At 42.7% G+C, this 17,576-nt stretch carries 17 protein-coding genes; 5 read left to right on the top strand and 12 right to left on the bottom strand.

Annotated features, from left to right (window positions below; all coding sequences use genetic code 11):
* Positions 1–192: 192 nt before the first annotated feature.
* Together CA600_RS09525 and CA600_RS09520 are read right to left on the bottom strand one after the other, a co-directional pair.
* Positions 193–2,319, bottom strand: a complete 2,127-nt coding sequence (locus tag CA600_RS09525) for a putative bifunctional diguanylate cyclase/phosphodiesterase (RefSeq protein ID WP_094869967.1) — start codon at positions 2,317–2,319, stop codon at positions 193–195.
* Between the two features lie 329 nt (positions 2,320–2,648).
* Complete coding sequence (locus tag CA600_RS09520) at positions 2,649–3,608, bottom strand: aldolase catalytic domain-containing protein (RefSeq protein ID WP_170880320.1); 960 nt, start codon at positions 3,606–3,608, stop codon at positions 2,649–2,651.
* A 335-nt stretch (positions 3,609–3,943) separates the two neighbouring features.
* Between CA600_RS09520 and CA600_RS32260 the strand changes: the two genes are divergently transcribed.
* The 4 genes from CA600_RS32260 to CA600_RS31180 all read left to right on the top strand — a co-directional run bounded on the left by CA600_RS32260 (position 3,944) and on the right by CA600_RS31180 (position 6,597).
* Positions 3,944–4,114, top strand: a complete 171-nt coding sequence (locus CA600_RS32260) for a FeoA family protein (protein ID WP_231573393.1) — start codon at positions 3,944–3,946, stop codon at positions 4,112–4,114.
* On the top strand, positions 4,111–6,123 hold the full coding sequence (feoB, locus tag CA600_RS09510; RefSeq protein ID WP_094869965.1) for a ferrous iron transport protein B: 2,013 nt from the start codon (positions 4,111–4,113) through the stop codon (positions 6,121–6,123). The genes CA600_RS32260 and feoB overlap by 4 nt, the downstream gene beginning before the upstream one ends.
* A gap of 44 nt (positions 6,124–6,167) precedes the next feature.
* On the top strand, positions 6,168–6,347 hold the full coding sequence (locus tag CA600_RS09505) for a FeoB-associated Cys-rich membrane protein (protein ID WP_094869964.1): 180 nt from the start codon (positions 6,168–6,170) through the stop codon (positions 6,345–6,347).
* Between the two features lie 103 nt (positions 6,348–6,450).
* A complete protein-coding gene (locus CA600_RS31180) occupies positions 6,451–6,597 on the top strand; it encodes a hypothetical protein (protein ID WP_179281580.1) in 147 nt (48 codons plus the stop codon).
* Between the two features lie 93 nt (positions 6,598–6,690).
* Here CA600_RS31180 and CA600_RS09500 read toward each other — a convergent pair whose 3' ends face one another.
* From CA600_RS09500 to CA600_RS09475, 6 genes are all read right to left on the bottom strand, one after another.
* Positions 6,691–8,196 carry a leucyl aminopeptidase gene (locus tag CA600_RS09500; RefSeq protein WP_094869963.1) on the bottom strand — a complete coding sequence of 502 codons (1,506 nt, stop codon included), beginning with the start codon at positions 8,194–8,196 and terminating at the stop codon, positions 6,691–6,693.
* 122 nt (positions 8,197–8,318) lie between these two features.
* The gene (locus CA600_RS09495) at positions 8,319–9,422 is read right to left on the bottom strand and encodes an ATP-binding protein (RefSeq protein ID WP_094869962.1); all 1,104 of its coding nucleotides are present in this window, start codon (positions 9,420–9,422) and stop codon (positions 8,319–8,321) included.
* A gap of 367 nt (positions 9,423–9,789) precedes the next feature.
* Entirely contained in the window at positions 9,790–10,197 is a 408-nt protein-coding gene (locus CA600_RS09490; protein WP_042125131.1) for a hypothetical protein, read from the bottom strand.
* A 227-nt stretch (positions 10,198–10,424) separates the two neighbouring features.
* On the bottom strand, positions 10,425–10,964 hold the full coding sequence (locus tag CA600_RS09485) for a peroxiredoxin (protein ID WP_094869961.1): 540 nt from the start codon (positions 10,962–10,964) through the stop codon (positions 10,425–10,427).
* Positions 10,965–11,125: 161 nt separating this feature from the next.
* Positions 11,126–12,208, bottom strand: coding sequence for a 3-isopropylmalate dehydrogenase (leuB, locus tag CA600_RS09480; protein WP_094869960.1), 1,083 nt, complete (start codon positions 12,206–12,208; stop codon positions 11,126–11,128).
* 209 nt (positions 12,209–12,417) lie between these two features.
* The gene (locus CA600_RS09475; protein WP_094869959.1) at positions 12,418–13,485 is read right to left on the bottom strand and encodes a hypothetical protein; all 1,068 of its coding nucleotides are present in this window, start codon (positions 13,483–13,485) and stop codon (positions 12,418–12,420) included.
* 176 nt (positions 13,486–13,661) lie between these two features.
* Here CA600_RS09475 and CA600_RS09470 point away from each other — a divergent pair, with 176 nt between their 5' ends.
* Positions 13,662–14,642 carry an aldo/keto reductase gene (locus CA600_RS09470; protein ID WP_094869958.1) on the top strand — a complete coding sequence of 327 codons (981 nt, stop codon included), beginning with the start codon at positions 13,662–13,664 and terminating at the stop codon, positions 14,640–14,642.
* 80 nt (positions 14,643–14,722) lie between these two features.
* On the opposite strand, the gene CA600_RS09465 is transcribed toward CA600_RS09470, so the two are convergent.
* The 4 genes from CA600_RS09465 to CA600_RS09450 form a co-directional block, all read right to left on the bottom strand.
* Entirely contained in the window at positions 14,723–15,814 is a 1,092-nt protein-coding gene (locus tag CA600_RS09465) for a DUF4097 family beta strand repeat-containing protein (protein ID WP_094869957.1), read from the bottom strand.
* Positions 15,815–15,831: 17 nt separating this feature from the next.
* Positions 15,832–16,329 carry a hypothetical protein gene (locus tag CA600_RS09460; RefSeq protein WP_094869956.1) on the bottom strand — a complete coding sequence of 166 codons (498 nt, stop codon included), beginning with the start codon at positions 16,327–16,329 and terminating at the stop codon, positions 15,832–15,834.
* 80 nt (positions 16,330–16,409) lie between these two features.
* Positions 16,410–16,862, bottom strand: coding sequence for an anti-sigma factor family protein (locus CA600_RS09455; protein ID WP_094869955.1), 453 nt, complete (start codon positions 16,860–16,862; stop codon positions 16,410–16,412).
* The gene (locus CA600_RS09450; RefSeq protein WP_042125119.1) at positions 16,859–17,419 is read right to left on the bottom strand and encodes an RNA polymerase sigma factor; all 561 of its coding nucleotides are present in this window, start codon (positions 17,417–17,419) and stop codon (positions 16,859–16,861) included. The genes CA600_RS09455 and CA600_RS09450 overlap by 4 nt, the downstream gene beginning before the upstream one ends.
* Positions 17,420–17,576 lie beyond the last annotated feature (157 nt).

Here is a 17,576-nt window from a genome sequence, read left to right as displayed (position 1 = left end):
CTGAAGTTCTACCATTGAACTACACCCGCATTAGAAAGTGAGTACAAGAGATATTGTATCACCCCTATAAATAAAAATCAACAATTTTCTGTTCAAGCATAAACGCCTCCGGAGTCCTAATAAGGACGGTAAGCGTTTAAGCAAGAAATATAAGACATAGAGTATGGTGTGAAACTTATACTTTCTTATATTTTACAAGGAAGCGCCGAGGGGAGCCTTTTTCAAAAACGCTGTTTCAAATTCAGCTGCTTGAATAGGTTTACTGAACAAAAACCCTTGAGCTTCATGGCAATGCTGCTCACGCAAAAACTGCAGCTGCTCCTTGTTCTCCACCCCTTCTGCGGTAACTTTAAGCTTTAAATGATGCGCCATAGAAGTAATCGTGGAGACTATTGCCGCATTATTACTATCCTCCATAACCTCGGAGACAAACGATCTGTCAATCTTTAGCCTGTCGATCGGCATATTCTTCAAATAGTGCAGTGAGCTGTAACCTGTACCAAAATCATCAATGCTAATGAACACACCTAGCTCTTTCAAGCGCTTCAGCTGATCAAAGGCCGTTTCTTTATCCAACGTCATACTCTCTGTAATTTCAAGATCAACATAACATGGATCCAAACCAATATCGGTCAGAATGGAATGAATTTTACCAGCCAGATTCGGCTGAAGGAATTGACGCATAGATAAGTTGATAGATACGCATATCGGCTGGTAGCCTGCTAACTGCCACTGTTTATTTTGCAGGCATGCCGTCTTCAGTACCCATTCCCCAATTGGAACAATTAGCCCACTATCCTCAGCTAATGGAATAAATTCATTAGGTGAGACAATACCACGCTTAGGATGATTCCAGCGCAATAAAGCTTCCATTCCTACAATCTCTTCCGTCTCCAGCTGCACCTTGGGTTGATATACGAGATAGAACTCATCACGTTCAAGCGCTCTTCGCAGGTCATTTTCCAGCTTCAGTCGTTCCTTTGCTTTCATCTGCATGGCTGGGATATAACGGCGAATCTCCACGCCTTGCTCCTTCGCATTATGAACAGCAGTATCCGCATTTTGAATGAGATGTTCCGCAGTTTCCCCGTCACCAGGATAAATACTCATCCCCAAGCTGAGTGAGATATGGTACTCACCAGATTCTATATTAACGGGTGCTTCAAATAATCTGAGCAACTCTGTAGCTCGTGCCAAGCATTCTCCAAGACTTGCTCTTTCTGTCATTAAAAAAGCAAACTCGTCCGCTCCCATACTATACAGCTCTTCACTGGATCTAGCCTCATTACTGAGACGCTCAGACACTAATTTCAATAAAAGGTCTCCGGCATAATGACCCAGAGAGTCATTTATATTCTTAAAATGATTAATATTCATAATGGCCAAAGCTGAGAATTGATCACTCGTGTCCGTCTCTCCAGCATTAATCATTTCTTCTACACGCTGTGTCAGCCGACGCCTATTTGGAAGTCCCGTTAAATCATCATGATAGGCCAAATAATTGATCCGTTCTTCGGCTAACTGTTTCTCGTAAAATGGCTCTTCAATCGTCAGGCGATACACGCCGGTAAGTAACTGGTAATAAGCAATTCCGCTACATAACATCCCAAAGAGATCATCAATATTCCCCCCACTTAAGGGAGTCATAAAGAAAGCCTGTCCTAGCGAGAAAAAGATAAGTGCCCGAATAATAACAAGCAGCGAAGCTGACTTTTCATTATTCCCAGGAAATACGATGACAGCAACACCTGCTAAATAAACAAAAAGTACTGCCAGATCAACGAATTGTTTAATTGTACTCATCCAAGGCTTAGTAAATAACTCAGGCACTGCCGAATGGATAAATACAAATAATGCGATGAAGAGCACAATCAACATGAAGGCGATTCTGAATACATTTCTTTTTTCGGCAACGGTCACAGGTTTGTCTTCTCTACTAAAAATGAACAAAATGCCCAGTCCGCTGGATAGTCGTGAAAAGGTAAGCAGCCACCTTGATTCCTCAGGGGTTATAAACGATGAAATCAATGGAAATGCTACAAAGCCGAGTGTATGCAAGAAATCAATAATACATATTCCACCAAAAAGAGCAGCGACATATAATCTTCCTTTAGATAATCTGCTAGAGAAGAATAACCAACCCTGTGCAAATATCGCAAATCCAAAAGCAACAGTACAACATCCGACAATGAGATAGAGTGCAGAAATAATATCCCAATTGTCCAATCGGTTTAGCGATGTATGGAAAATTTGAATGAATAGGAACAGTAAGGCTCCTATAATAGCCGCTTGAATGGTCTTTTTCTCTTCTTGTCTCATAGGTCCCTCGCGTCTGAAAATGATGTCGATTATTAAGCAACTATGTATAGTCTTGTCCTATGTATAAATATCGGCTAGATCGGTCTTTAAAGTTACATTTCTTTTGTGCGGTAGTATTTTTATAGCGATTATTCATAAATCTTGCATAAATATAAACCATTTTCTTCTAGCAGGCAAGCAAAAATACCTTCAGGCTTCTTATTAGAACTTTAAGCATTTTAGCGAAAAATATTAGAATCATTTATCATAGAAACTTATAGAAATTTTATTTTTATTCAAAAAAAAGCACTTCCCCCTACGAACGGGTTCAGTGCTTCTGAACAACAGGTTTATTTATCTCCGAAGTTAACCTCTGGTGTTGTAAGCTTATCATAGAAATCAACCGCTTTATCCTTATCCGCCGATGCGCGAAGCGCCATTGCTGAACGTGGATGCTCATCAAGCGTACCAGTGATCATGTAAGGAATGATATAGCCCCACTCTTCTTTTTCACGTAAAGGAATCATCAGGCGTTCAATGATATCAATGACAGGACGCAATGTGTAGCGTGTATTCTTCAAATGAGTCACTAGCAGCTCTGTAGGACAGTTCCCCGCAGCACGTCCCATTCCATAACAGGAAGCGTCCAACAGCTCTACACCTTTCTCAGCAGCAATCAACGTATTGGAGAACGCCAGTTGAAGATTATTATGCGTATGTACGCCCAGGCGTTTGTTTGGCAAATGAGTTTTGAACTTCTCCACTAAGTAATTGATGTCGTTGTGATCTAGACTACCGTATGAATCCACAATGTATACCACATCAACTACACTCTCACGAATCATTTCGAAAGCTTCTAATAATTCATTCTCCATTACATTCGACAAAGCCATAATATTGATTGTTGTCTCATAGCCTAGATCATGGAAGGTTTGTACCAGCTGTAAGGCTTTCTCCACATCTTTGCTATAGCAAGCTACCCGAATCAGATCCAGCATACTTTCGCTGCGAGGTAAAATATCATTTTCATCCACACGACCGATATCAACCAAAGCGGAAAGCTTCGTATGTCCCTTTTGCGGGATAACTTTACGTAAGAAGTCATCGTTCAGAAAACGCCATGGTCCAGCACCTTCTGCTCCTTTAAGCAGTTTAGGGGAGTTTTTATAACCGATTTCCATATAGTCAACACCAGCCTCATTCAAGCCGGCATACAAATTTTGCACAAATTCCACGCTGAAATCCCAGTTGTTAACGAGCCCCCCATCGCGAATGGTGCAGTCAACAATTTTACATTGATTAGTCTTCATAATTATCTCCCTTCAATTCCTGCAATCATCGTATGTGCTATTGCAATCATTATAACCTCTAGCATAGCTTTACTATGCAATTTATATCGTTCAATCATACTTTAATGAAGAATAAATTGTAAAGGTATTTCGCCTTTAGCACTTTAAAGTAATTACCACAGTAAGTCAGGGACAAATGTCACAGTATACAAACACTTAAAAATGCTACATTACAAGAAAACAGTTGAGATTGATTCTCAATCTCTTTTGGAGGGATTACAATAGCTACTTCTACCTGCTGTTCCTTACTGCAATTACAACCTGGTGCTGCTGGAAATATTCATAAAATAGAAGGGATGAACCCTGTTCTACGCCGGCGTCTTGCTGATCTCGGAGTGTCAGAAGGTGTGAACATCCGTCTTAAAGGAAAGGGGCCTTTTTGGGGACCGATTACGCTAGAATGTAACGGCCAGCTGTTCGCCATACGCCGCAAAGAAGCTTCTCTGATTGAGGTGAACGTATCTTGAGTTCTATAGCTCTTGTGGGCAATCCCAATACAGGTAAGACCTCTCTCTTCAATACATTAACGACTTCATACGAATATGTAGGTAACTGGTCAGGCGTTACGGTTGAGAAAAAGATCGGAAATCTGAAGAACGGGGCAGGCAAGCTCATTGATTTGCCCGGCATCTATTCTCTTCACCCACTCTCCCGTGATGAAGGGGTCGCAGCCCAATATCTGATAGAAGAATCCCCTGAAGCATTAATCAATATCGTGGATGCATCCCAGTTGGAACGTAATCTGCTGCTCACACTTCAACTACTTGAGTATGGCAAGCCCACTGTACTCGGTCTTAATATGATTGATGTCGCTAATGCGCGTGGTATTCATATTAATCAAACCATTTTACAATCAAGATTGGGTGTCACCGTCCTCCCACTCATAGCAAGAACCGGTAAAGGCAGCGTACAGATGCTCAGCATCCTTGAGGAATCATCAGCTATTCCTGCTGTAAAGTTCAAGCTGAATTATGGTGAGGTAGTCGAGCGAGCGATATCTTCTATAGAAAAGAAATTACGTTCTATAAAAGATCTGCCCAATCATCGTTGGGTCGCTCTACAGCTCATGGAGCAGAATCCGGTTATACTTCAGTTTTTGAAGTCGCGTATAGACGTTACGGGACTGCTAAATATCTGTGAGTCTTGTCAGAGTGAGCTACAACTCAAAAAACTCGCCCTGACACTCCCGCAATGGATTCGTTCGAACCGTATGGAGTATATTCGCAGTATTTGTGTCGAAGTCCTTGATACGACAGCTCAGAAGCCCCATAACTTAACTGAAAGACTAGATTCGGTATTGACTCATCGATTTTTGGGACTGCCCTTATTCATTTTCTTTATGTATGCTCTCTTTAAGACTACATTTGACTGGGTTGGCGGCCCCCTATCGGATATCTTAGATGGCCTGATATCCGGCCCTATTAGTGATGGAACGAACTCTCTGCTTCAGACCATTGGAGCTTCAGGCTTCACGCATGCGTTGATTGTGGATGGCATCATCGGCGGTGTAGGAGGCGTACTGGTCTTTGTTCCGCAAATCTTCATTCTCTTTCTGATCATTTCCTTCCTAGAGGATTCCGGATACATGGCAAGGGTCTGCTTGTTGATGGACAGCACCATGGAACGAATGGGACTGAACGGAAAAGCATTCATTCCATTTATTATTGGTTTTGGTTGCAATGTACCGGCCATTATGGCGGCGCGAAGCATCGAACAGCCCAAAGACCGCATGCTGACAACACTGTTAATGCCGCTGATGTCTTGTTCTGCAAGATTACCTGTTTATGCATTATTCGCAGTTGTATTCTTCCCTGAGCAACAAGCGTTTGCCGTACTCTCTATGTATGTTATGGGTATTGTTTTTGCCCTAATTCTTTGTAAGGTATTCTCTAAATACTTATTCAAGAATGAATCCTCTGTCTTCATTATCGAACTCCCTCCTTACCGTATGCCGCAGATCAAAACCTTATCGCGCAGCACTTGGGAGAAGGGCAAAGGTTTCCTTCGTAAGGCAGGAACGATTATTCTTGCTGGATCAGCGATTATTTGGTTTATGTCTTATGCTGGTCCTGGCGGATTTGATGTAGAAATGGATCATAGCTTCCTAGCGAAATTCGGAGGCATGATTGCACCGCTACTGGAACCGCTTGGTTTCGGAACGTGGCAGGCTGGCTCTACCTTGGTTCCAGGATTTTTAGCGAAAGAGGTTGTTGTGTCCACGATGAATATCATCTATCACGCACCGGATACCGCTGGATTAGAGAATCAAATCTCACAAGTCTTTACCCCGCTGAGTGCAATCAGCTTTATGGCCTTTATTCTGTTATATATTCCTTGTCTGGCCACGGTAGGGGTTATCAAAAAGGAAACCGCCTCTTGGAAATGGACTTTCTTCTCCATGGGCTATTCTCTTGCTCTGGCGTATATCGTATCTTTTGTTATTTTTCAAGGTGGGCGATTATTAGGCTGGTCGTAGAACTTGTAATTTGTTAATTTTCTTAATGAAAGTGGGGCACCGTAATGATAAATGTTCTGATCGTCACTCTGATCTTCGGTTATTCAGGCTGGATCATCTATCGACATGTGCAAAAGGGCAAGCAAGGCGCTTGCGCTGGCTGTGATAAGGGCAAGACCTGTTCTGCAGCGTCTTTAGATTCTCCCCTCTCCTGCTCTTCAACACCTGTTAACAAGAAGAAGTAGGCTTGTATTATGTGCAATAAATAAAGTTCTTTCGTTTAGTCTCCTTTACTAACGGGTATGTTTGTTATAAGTAACTACAGACAATCCCAAGGAGGTAATTCCTATGAACACTAAAAAAACGTTATTTACAACGGTCGCATTAGGAGCTGCATATCTACTCAAGAATAAGGGAACTCGCGATAAAATTATGAACGGTATTCAATCCTTCACTTCTCAATCGAAGGCCAAAAAATCCAGTCGCACTGTTTAAGCTTCTTATTTCTTGAATTCCAGCAAAGGGAGAGGTGCCTCCTAAACCAGAGTATGGTTTAGGAGGCACCTCTTATTGTTTATGAAGAGCTGATCATTCGCTTTCGCTGAGCAACCACTGAATCAATGTGCGAACCATGACTCCTGTACCGCCTCTAGGATTAACTCCACGTTCTTTAGAAAGAAATGCGGTTCCAGCAATATCTAGATGTATCCACGGTAGACCTTCCGCAAACTCCCCTACGAATAACCCAGCCGTAGTGGCTCCACCGAATCTTCCTGCGGTGTTACGGATATCGGCCACTTCACTCTTTAGCATGTCGCGGAATTCCGGGTAAGCCGGAAGCTGCCATATTTTTTCACCCGAAACATTAGCTGCTGTCAGAAACTGCTCCATAAATTCCTCGTTGTTAGTAACAGCACCTGTAGCTATATCTCCCAATGTTGACAGCACTGCACCTGTCAGCGTAGCAACATCAATAACACGTTTCGCTCCCCATTCCCGAGCATAGGTCAGCGCATCGCCAAGTACAAGTCTGCCTTCTGCATCGGTATTCAATACTTCTATGGTTCTTCCGCTCATTGATGTAATGATATCCCCGGGTTTAAAGGCATTAGCTGAAGGCATATTCTCAGCAGATGGAATGATCATTACGACATTAATTCGTGGACGTAATCGGCCTAATGCCTCCATTACTCCAAGCACAGCCGCTGCGCCTCCCATATCACTGATTAATTCTTCCATGCCTGGGGCTCTTTTTAAGGAAATTCCCCCCGTATCAAAAGTAATCCCTTTACCGACCAGCCCTACTACATTATCCCAGTGCCCCGTTCCCTGGTAACGGATGACGATCATTCGCGGAGGGTTAACACTTCCTTTTCCCACTGCGTGCAAACCGCCCATTCCTTTTTGCTCAATTTCGCGTTCATCCAGTACTTCGGAAGGAAATCCATAACGTTCAGCAACTTCTATAGCGGCCATAGCAAGGTCAGATGGAGTCAGCATATTGCCTGGCATATTCGTCAAGTTACGCGCCAAATTCGTAGCCTCACCAAGCGCGAGCCCTTTCTGAATGCCCAGACTCCAATCTTGCTCGATAGCAACCGCTGGCTTTTTCTCCATTGTGAAAATTACTGAGTTTGGACCTGTATATTGAGATTGCTCCTGCTTATAAGTGGGACGTCGATAAGAACCGAGTGATAACCCCTCAGACAACGCGTAGGCAATAGATCCGATATCCCTTTCTACTGTTAGCTCCTGAATATCTTCAGCCACCTGAAATACTAGCTGTATCGCCTTCAAACGAAGGGCTGCACGTGCGACCTGAACTCCCATTTGACGTAGATCTTCAGACGTAAGAAGTTGGTCCCCCTTACCCACCAAAATTGCAACGGGACAACCGGATGGATGTTCTAAAGGTAGTACATAAGTCTGATTCAGCTTCCCACTAAATAGTCCTGCCTTCGCCAATAGGCGAATTCTGTCATTCCATTGCTCAGAGACACCACCATGCTCTGCCTCCGTCTCAGAAATGATAAGGACAAGGGCATCACCCTTAATTTCATTAATGGTTCTGGCACTGTTAAACTCTATATTCATCGTGAATACCTCCATTTGTCTCCCAAAGCGAATCCCCATTGTAACATAAGTAAGGCCGATCTCTGCATCTGTATTATCCGCAGGGATCAGCCTCTTAACACTCTTTCTTCTAACCAAGTGTACTAATGGATTAATGGCAATGAGATTACAAAATGAGTACCTTCGTTAACTCTACTGCTGACAGAAATACATCCACCATGATTTTTGATGATTCGATCACTCACGGAAAGCCCGAGCCCAGTCCCATTCTCCTTCGTCGTAAAAAATGGACTGAACAACCTGTCCAGTGTACGGATATCCATTCCCTTACCGTTATCAGAAATGAAAATACGGACCTCAGAACCCTCTCTACGGGCTCCAACCTCTATTTGACCCATTAGACCATCTGCCCTATCTGTAACGGCCTCCATGGCATTTCTAATCATGTTGAGGACTACCTGCTTCATTTGTTTTACATCACCAGAAATCATCATATCCCCCTGAAAAGAATGCAGATTAATCTGGCATCCTTTCATCAAGGCTTCGCTCTCTGTAAGCAGCACTACTTCCTTGAGCAAGGCTGACACAGGAATCATTCCCACTTGAGGAACTGAGGGCTTGGATGATGTTAGAAATTCATGGATAATATCGTTCGCCCGATCGATCTCCGCCAATATAATCTTGCCATATTCCTGTTTCCCAAGCTGCTGCAGATGCGGGTGAAGCAATTGAATAAATCCACGGATCGCGGTTAATGGATTCCGAATTTCGTGGGCAATAGATGCAGATAATTTACCTAACACAGCCAAACTATCGTTTTGGTAAGCTGTTTGTTCAATCAACTTATAATCGGAGATCTCTTTAACTGTAAACAAATAACAACCCTTCATTTGTTCTCCACAGCATAATGTAACCTTCCAATAACGGCCATACTCGTCTAAAAATTCATAATTTGATTTTCCTTTGTATACCATCTCTCTATAGCTTTGCAGTACTTGCTTTTTCTTAAAGCGGCTTAGTCTAACGTTAGATAATAGGTGTGATATTGTACAGCCAACAAGGGAGTGACGGGTTAATTCGAGCATCCCGTACATTTGCTTATTTACAAAACTTATAACTCCCTCTTCATCAAAAAGCATGATTCCGCTGTCAATATTCTCTAGTACATCCTCGTATGTAGTATCCACAGGCCCTGATTGATAGGTTCTTCCCGGTAATAGAAGACTTTCTTGATATTGGCTAATCACGATACGAAGTTCCCCCTTTTACTGCATTTGACGAAGACGCTAAAGCGACATCAAATTACTATGTATTTGAGTATATGACGAAGCCGCCAGAACATTCGGTAATCGTTGCACTTTTTCCAACCGGTTCAATTATATTCCAATCATATCCAAGTGAAGTAGACAACGCAATCAGAGAAACTGTCGAATGATAAAAAAATTCATAAAATGATTCCAAAGACATATAAAATATCACATCAAATTATATTTATTACTATTAATTCGTTCAATTGATTTAAACCCGTTAGAAAAAATTTAGATAAAGATAAAAGCCCTCGCAGTTGCGAAGGCCTTGTTAAAGAAATGGGTCAACCCCAAATTGTAAATAATCTTACGCTTTCTGTTGCAGACGAAGGCGTCTTTGACTCATCACAGCTAATCTTTTCTTCAATTCCCGTTCCCACTTCGTATCCTCAATCTGTTTGGCTACAGCAAGCAGGTCAAGCGCCATATCGATCTGACTCCGCACAATAGCTAGAGGCTCTTCACTCTCGATGTTAATGACATTTTCGAATATTGCAGTTTCGTCTTCCATGACATAGTCCTGAAAATCCACATCAGTAACACCGTCTCCATGTGCGTATTCCGCCAAAATCTCATACTCGTTTTCGACCTTATAGTGAACCTCTACACGATGACATACCGGACAAAAAAGCAGGGGAACATTATGGACTTGCGTGCGATAATGTTTAAGGGTTCCCTTTGTTCCTACCATACTCGCTCCACAGCAAAAGCTCATATTTGTTCACCCTCCTTAGAATGACTAACTCATCTGAGTTTTTATTATTGTATTACATTACCCCAATGGAGATTCCTCCACTCGAGGACATAATATAACTTTTCACGCCTATTTTCAAATCCATTTTTTATTTAGGACTTTTTGGAGCAAAAAACCTCCTTACAGAAAAACTTCTGCAAGGAGGTTGAAATCAGAATATCAAAGATCAGATAATAGCAGAACAGCATTTAAAGGTTTCTGTCACCTGGTTTCCAGTTCATTGGGCATAAGCCACCAGATTGCAGGGCTTGAAGGACACGAAGTGTTTCTTCTACGCTGCGACCTACATCATTGTGATTAACAACTTGATATTTCAATTCACCTTCAGGATCAATGATGAACAATCCACGCAATGCAATACCTTCTTCTTCAATCAGAATGCCGTAGTCTTTAGCTACTTGTTTAGTAATATCACCAGCAAGCGGGAAATTCAAACGGCCAAGACCATTGGAATCCTTAGGTGTATTGATCCATGCTTTGTGGCTGTGGACCGAATCTACACTCGCGCCGAGAATTTCTGTATCAAGCGCTTCGAACTGCGCAGCTGCTTCACTAAGAGCTGTGATTTCAGTCGGACATACAAAAGTAAAGTCCAGAGGATAAAAGAAGAATACCAGCCATTTGCCACGATAGTCGGACAGACTAACTTTACCAAAATCCTTACCATCGCCCGATACGGTTTGCATAGTAAAATCTGGAGCTGGTCTACCTACTAAACGTTCAGCCATTGCCAAAATCCTCCTTTGATTATGTAAGAAACCAACCATTTCATGTCGTGATATGCTGGAATAATTTACATCTTGTCTACATATCAAATGGTATCATCGTACAAAATCAAAGTCAATCTTAGACAAATCCTTCTATAATCGTAATTAGGAATTATATTTTTTTATGCTTTGCGGATAGCTGCAACAATCAGGTCGCCCATTTCAGATGTACTAAGCGCTTTGCTCTTATCTACGGCAATATCACTTGTACGGTGACCTGCATCCAATACTTCAGCCACAGCAGCCTCTATCGCAGCAGCCGCATCTTCGTAACCAAAGGTTAAACGGAACATCAGGGCTAAGGACAAAATCGTAGCAATCGGATTCGCAAGCCCTTGTCCAGCAATATCAGGTGCGGAGCCGTGAACGGGCTCGTAGAGACCATAGTTACCGTCAGCCATCGAAGCGGAAGCTAACATACCAATAGAGCCTGTCAACATCGCAGCCTCATCGCTCAGAATGTCACCAAACATGTTCTCGGTTACGATAACATCAAAGCTGGATGGACGGCGCAGCAGCTGCATCGCGCAGTTATCAACGAGTACATGCTCTACCTCTACCTCAGGGTATTCTGGAGCAATCTTATTTACGACCTCACGCCATAAACGTGATGTTTCAAGTACATTCGCTTTATCAACACTTGCCAGCTTATTGCGGCGCTTACCAGCAATTTCAAAAGCCTGACGCACGATTCGTTCCACTTCCATTACGTTATACACACAGGTATCCACCGCTTCTTCACCATGTTCACCTTGACGACGCAGTTTATCTCCGAAGTAAATACCACCAGTCAGCTCACGAACGACCATAAGATCTGTTCCTTCCAGCACTTCTGGCTTCAATGTCGAAGCATCCTTAAGGCAATCGAATACAACTGCAGGACGTAAGTTTGAGAACAACCCAAGCGCTTTACGAATGCCAAGCAATCCGGTTTCAGGACGAAGCTCCTTTGAATTGTTATCCCATTTCGGTCCGCCCACAGCGCCCAGTAATACAGCGTCAGCACTGCGACAGATTTCTAGTGTATCTTCCGGCAGCGGTGTGCCTCTTTCGTCTATTGCAATGCCTCCAAATAGAGCGTGCTCCGTTTCAAAGGTATACCCAAATACTTCTCCCGCTCTTTTTAATACTTTTTCTGCTTCAGCTACTACTTCAGGTCCAATACCGTCCCCTGCGATTACGGCGATTTTTTTAACCTCACTCATCTCAGTCACTCCTCAAGTGGTCTGCTCTAACAGACATAGTTCTTCTTTATATTGTTGTATCATACCCAGTCGTAAAGGACAAAGATATAGATTCTATTGAGTTGATAGGCATAGCCTATAAAACAATTATTGTGAAGGAAGATTTTCTTGAGTAATAAAAAGTACCGCCCAGGATCATCCCTGTAGCGGCTCTGCATTTTCACGTTTTATTAATGAATTGGATTTGAAATTACGTCAATGTTTCCACCTGAATATTTCAGGAAATAGGCAGTTTTGGTGCTTGAATCGTAGCTCAAAAATTTGCTATTACCACTTTCAGGCCATTTTTGCTCTTTTAAGATCTGAGTTCCTTCTTGCGAAAATAACGACCAGGTTTGTTCTAATACATCCCCAACAAACACTTGATTGTTAATAAAGTCCGTCTTCCACCCCGACAGATCACCCTCTTCTTTAAAAGCTTGCTTAATAGAGGTTGGTGCACTTCCGGTTGCAACATTCATCAAACGGAACACGTTCTGAGGATCATCTGAAACAGGACGCTTCGCGTTAGCTGGAACTGGCTGGTAAATGTATGATGTGTATACTGCAAGATTTGGACCAATAAATTTAAGCTTAATATCAGCATTAAAGTCTTTAAACATTTTTTCATTATGGTGAAATAAATTAATTGTTCTTACAAAGAAATCATCGCTCATTATACCTTGTGCTTGATACTTTATAGCTAAATAAGGATATCCAACAAAATCCCAACCCTGAACGTTTACACTTTCATATCCGTTGTCGTTAATCTTAGCGTTAAAGCTTACACTTGGCTTAGTCCAAGGATACTGATAAAGATTAAAGGAATCTCCAAATTGAACCATGATTCGTTCGTTTACTTTCCCCGTAGGAGCAACCCATTTGATTTTGTCTGCCGCATCTTTAAGCGGTATTTCTGTTTTACTAATCTGCTCTCCGGCATAGGTAAAGACCGTTTTCGTAATTTCGTTGCCATTTGATTTCTTTAGCAGCACTATTTTTTGCGGATTCTTCATCATGTTAAGATCGAGAATCGTATGAGCATCATTTGAAAGATTGACTACCTTATTTGTTGTTACATTGACCACGTCTGCTTTGTTAGTGCTATGATCTATGATTGCGACGAGATCGCCACTAACAGAAAGCACATCTGTACTGTCCAAGCTTGGAGGCAACGTCGATGGATTAGCATAGGATTGATTTGTGAATACAAGCATTCCGATAATTCCTGCGAAAATAATACTAAAGCTCTTTTTCATAGCGCTTCCTCCATTATGAAATTTTTTCCATTGTAAATACATTATAAACTAAAAAAAGTTTCTGAAACATAAAAGCTACGCTAACGAGCACCAGCGAAGTACTGGGCAAATTTGCCCTTGATTAATAAGTTGTTTACAATAAAGTTGAAATCATCTACCTAAGGAGTGAATGCGAAGTGCAATATGCTAAGCTTGGCAAATCCGGTATGAAGGTCAGTCGGCTATGTCTCGGAACAATGAACTTCGGCCCACAAACAGATGAACAAGAAGCCTTTCGTATTATGGACGCTGCACTCGACGCAGGTGTTAATTTTTTTGATACCGCTAACATTTATGGTTGGGGCGAGAATTCCGGTTTAACAGAAACGATTATTGGTCGTTGGTTTAAACAAGGCGGTGGGCGACGTGAAAAGGTCGTGTTAGCTACCAAGGTATACGGTGCAATGAGCGATAAGCTCGACGGGCCTAATGATGAGGGCGGACTATCATCTTATATTATACGCCGCCATCTAGAGGGATCTCTGAAGCGTCTCCAGACTGATCATATTGAATTGTACCAGATGCACCATGTGGATCGTAGTGTCTCTTGGGACGAGCTGTGGGGGGCTTTCGAGCTCGCTGTAAACCAAGGAAAGATTGGTTATGTCGGCTCCAGTAACTTTGCAGGATGGGATATCGCTGTAGCCCAACAAGAGGCCAAGGCACGTGGCTTTTTAGGTTTGATTTCTGAGCAGCATAAATACAGCCTGACCTGTCGCCTTCCTGAACTTGAAGTATTACCTTCCTCTCTCCATCATGGATTAGGCGTTATTCCTTGGAGCCCATTGGATGGAGGTCTTCTTGGACGCAATGCACTTAAGAAAATAGAAGGCAGCCGCAGTGGAGGAAATGCCGAGCGCGTAGAGCAATACAAAGATCAGCTTGAGGCTTTTGCAAGCTTATGTATGGAGCTTGGAGAACCACAAGATAATGTAGCGCTAGCATGGTTATTAGCCAATCCTGCTGTAACCGCACCAATTATTGGACCACGCACACTAGAGCAATTCGAGAGTGCACTACGCAGTCTTGAGATTGTGCTAGATGAATCTGTCCTTAAACGGCTAGATGAGATCTTCCCAGGACCGGGCGGAGAAGCGCCTAAAGCTTACGCTTGGTAGGTTTCTTATAATTTGAAAAAGGGAGTTAAGGCTTCAGCAGAACCAATCGCTGAAGCCTTAACTCCCTTTATTGTTCGTACTTATTCAGCTGTGTCCACGGTCACACTTCCATTACTTGTACTTAAGTCCACGGTATAAGTTCCTTTACCGAGAATGGCAGTGCCAAAGCTGTCCCCGTCTAGATCCCAAGGAATATTCCCCTTCAGTGAGCCGTTGCTAGTATCCGCTGTAATCTTCGCATCGGACACAGTTGGCAATCCCACCGTAATCTTTCCGTTACTAGACGAACATTTCCATTTTCCAGTCACTGCTGAATGAATAGTGATCTTTCCGTTGCTGCTCTTTGCAGTCAACGCTCCATCTATATTATCCAAAATAATCGCACCATTAGAACTTTTGAGCTGCGCCCCACCTTGGATGTTCTGAACAGTCAGTGAGCCATTGCTGGTATGTGCCTCAACTCCACCAGCAACATCATGAATATTTATAACCCCATTACTAGTGTCAACCACTAAGCCAGACTTCAAATCCCACGCTTCTATTGACCCGTCACTAGTATCTACCTCAACGGCAAGACTGCTAGGTACACTTACATTTAAATAAGGACTTTTAGTATTAAATCCAAACTGAATATTAGAGAACCAATTATGATCTGTATCGAGCTCCATAATCAGCGTATCTCCCTCAGTTTTTACTTTCCATTTCTTTTCCAACGAACTTTCGGCTTCACTTTGCGATTTTCCAGGTAAGAGTAAGCTTCCCTCATAATCCAATGAGCTTCCATCTATTCCCTCGACCTTTACTTTTCCACTTGGAAGTACGATTTTTAGCGTCGTAATATTGTCTTTCACTTCGACATTGCCGCTTAGTGGGGTTAAATGTGTATTCCCGATTAAACTGCTAAGTGAGCCTCCGGCCATTACGCTCTGTGCACTGCTTGCTCCAACCAACAGGATGATCAATAGGATCGCCCAACCGCTCACACGACTTTTGGCATCGGATTTGATAAACAATCTTAGCAACATCTCGAGTCCGAACAGAATCAACAATGCTGGCCATAAATAACCAAGTACTTCATAGCTGATCATATTATACTGAGCCATCACAATAATGACACCAAGTGCGATGCAGCCTATAGCTGCAGTGAAACTCCCGATTTTCCATCTCCCCATAGTGAAATCCCCGTTTCTTACGCTCTCGTATTGTTTCTTAGCATCTTCAGACCGTACGCAATCAGACCCAGTGATAGCAAGATCGTACCAATGTTAATCTCAATTAACATTCTCCAAAGCGTCGGAAATGCTGAGATCACCAGCATAAGGAACCCAGCAACAACACATCCAACACCAACCCAAGCCGGATTCACATCTTCATGTGGGTAACCTGGCATAGAGGATATCCCCATCGTCCAAGGCTCTCCGAAGCTGTCAGGATGGAACATCATACGCTCATGTTCGGCTGCAGTTATTTTCATCCAAGCCGCTTTCTGCAGGGCATCAAACAATTGGTAAAACCACAGTGCAGCTAGCGCAAAAGGGAAGATCATGGGCTCAGACGGAATAAACATAATACATAAGGAAGCCCCGATCATAAACTGCAGCCCCTGCTTTTTGAAGCCTAAGTACAAATGACCTACACCAGGAATCATAGCTAGCATAAAAGTGAGCCAACGTCTCTTCTTAATCATAATACATCCTCCTAAAATTTGGATAGCATAAACTTTTCAGTTTACCTGAATCCATCTATTATTTATAAATCTCTTTATGACTATTTTCTAAAGCCACCAAACCATTGGGTCACAGAATTCGACACATGACCATTAATTTCAGTGATCCCATAAGCCAAATTCTCAAAAACGCCAAACTGCAACAATAACAAACTCAAGCAGGCAGCCACCGCATAATGTGTCAAAGATGTTCTAGGAGCAAAACGACGTCTTACGCTTGTCGCTTTAATCGCTCGTTCCCTGCGTCCTGTTTCAAGCTGCTCAATATGGGCCATAACACCTGCTGCTAGATCTGGAAAGTCCATCTGTTCATGTTGATATTCGCTGTCTGCTTCCATTTCTGACCAAAGAGCTGACATTTCTTTCGCTTCCTCCAGCCACTGTGCGCAATCAGGACAGGATTGTATGTGCAACCGGATACTCAGCTCCATATCTGGAGACAGAAGACCGTCAATGTAATGTGGCATCCATTCCTTCACTATTGCACAATTCATCGCAATTCCTCCCTTTGTCTACGCATCATCTGTCTGGCACGATAAAGCTGCGATTCGATAGTTTTAACGGAAACACCTTTTTGCTCCGCTATCTCTTGATAAGAATTTCGCTGAAAATAGTACAGCTGTACGACCGACCGGTACGGTTCCGCAAGGCTGTTCACATTCTCACCCAGCTCAGCTGATTGTTCCTGCTCTAGCACCTCTTGCTCTGGTGTTTGAGACGTTACCCAATCATTCTCAGTGTAATCAGCTGCACTCCGATGCCTCCACTCCCTATCATTGGCCCGTTTCCAGTCCAGACAGGTTCGATAGGCTATCCGATAAAGCCATGTCGAGAAGGTAGACTGTCCTCTGAAAGAGGGGAGCGCTTTGTATGCTTTTATAAAAACCTCTTGGGCCATATCTTTGGCCGATTCGGCTTCTCCAGTAATCTTGACGCACACTCTGTATACCATGCCTTGATAACGTGTCACCAAATGCCCAAAGGCCTGATGCTCACCGTTCAGCACAGCAGAAATCCATTCCGCCTCTTCCAGCTTTCTCCCCTCCTTCACCTACATAACGTTAGACGCCAGCCAATTCTATTCCCCTGCAACTTAATCACAACTTTTTTTAATTTTTGAAATATTTTTGTGAAAGGAATATATTGTTTTTTGTCGAATAATGTTTAATTACTATGACTAAAAGAAAACTCTTCCTAATTATCATGCT

The organism is Paenibacillus sp. VTT E-133280 (genome assembly GCF_002264385.1).
Taxonomy (GTDB): Bacteria; Bacillota; Bacilli; order Paenibacillales; family Paenibacillaceae; genus Paenibacillus_AQ; species Paenibacillus_AQ nitricinens.
This window is presented reverse-complemented; position numbering and strand designations above follow the sequence as displayed.

What these genes read in the sequence shown, in the direction of transcription:
- CA600_RS09525 (WP_094869967.1), bottom strand. Translation starts at nt 2,319, where the DNA reads ATGAGACAAGAAGAGAAAAAGACCATTCAAGCGGCTATTATAGGAGCC.
- CA600_RS09520 (WP_170880320.1), bottom strand. Translation starts at nt 3,608, where the DNA reads ATGAAGACTAATCAATGTAAAATTGTTGACTGCACCATTCGCGATGGG.
- CA600_RS32260 (WP_231573393.1), top strand. Translation starts at nt 3,944, where the DNA reads ATGAACCCTGTTCTACGCCGGCGTCTTGCTGATCTCGGAGTGTCAGAA.
- CA600_RS09505 (WP_094869964.1), top strand. Translation starts at nt 6,168, where the DNA reads ATGATAAATGTTCTGATCGTCACTCTGATCTTCGGTTATTCAGGCTGG.
- CA600_RS31180 (WP_179281580.1), top strand. Translation starts at nt 6,451, where the DNA reads ATGAACACTAAAAAAACGTTATTTACAACGGTCGCATTAGGAGCTGCA.
- CA600_RS09500 (WP_094869963.1), bottom strand. Translation starts at nt 8,196, where the DNA reads ATGAATATAGAGTTTAACAGTGCCAGAACCATTAATGAAATTAAGGGT.
- CA600_RS09490 (WP_042125131.1), bottom strand. Translation starts at nt 10,197, where the DNA reads ATGAGCTTTTGCTGTGGAGCGAGTATGGTAGGAACAAAGGGAACCCTT.
- CA600_RS09485 (WP_094869961.1), bottom strand. Translation starts at nt 10,964, where the DNA reads ATGGCTGAACGTTTAGTAGGTAGACCAGCTCCAGATTTTACTATGCAA.
- leuB (WP_094869960.1), bottom strand. Translation starts at nt 12,208, where the DNA reads ATGAGTGAGGTTAAAAAAATCGCCGTAATCGCAGGGGACGGTATTGGA.
- CA600_RS09475 (WP_094869959.1), bottom strand. Translation starts at nt 13,485, where the DNA reads ATGAAAAAGAGCTTTAGTATTATTTTCGCAGGAATTATCGGAATGCTT.
- CA600_RS09465 (WP_094869957.1), bottom strand. Translation starts at nt 15,814, where the DNA reads ATGGGGAGATGGAAAATCGGGAGTTTCACTGCAGCTATAGGCTGCATC.
- CA600_RS09460 (WP_094869956.1), bottom strand. Translation starts at nt 16,329, where the DNA reads ATGATTAAGAAGAGACGTTGGCTCACTTTTATGCTAGCTATGATTCCT.
- CA600_RS09455 (WP_094869955.1), bottom strand. Translation starts at nt 16,862, where the DNA reads ATGAATTGTGCAATAGTGAAGGAATGGATGCCACATTACATTGACGGT.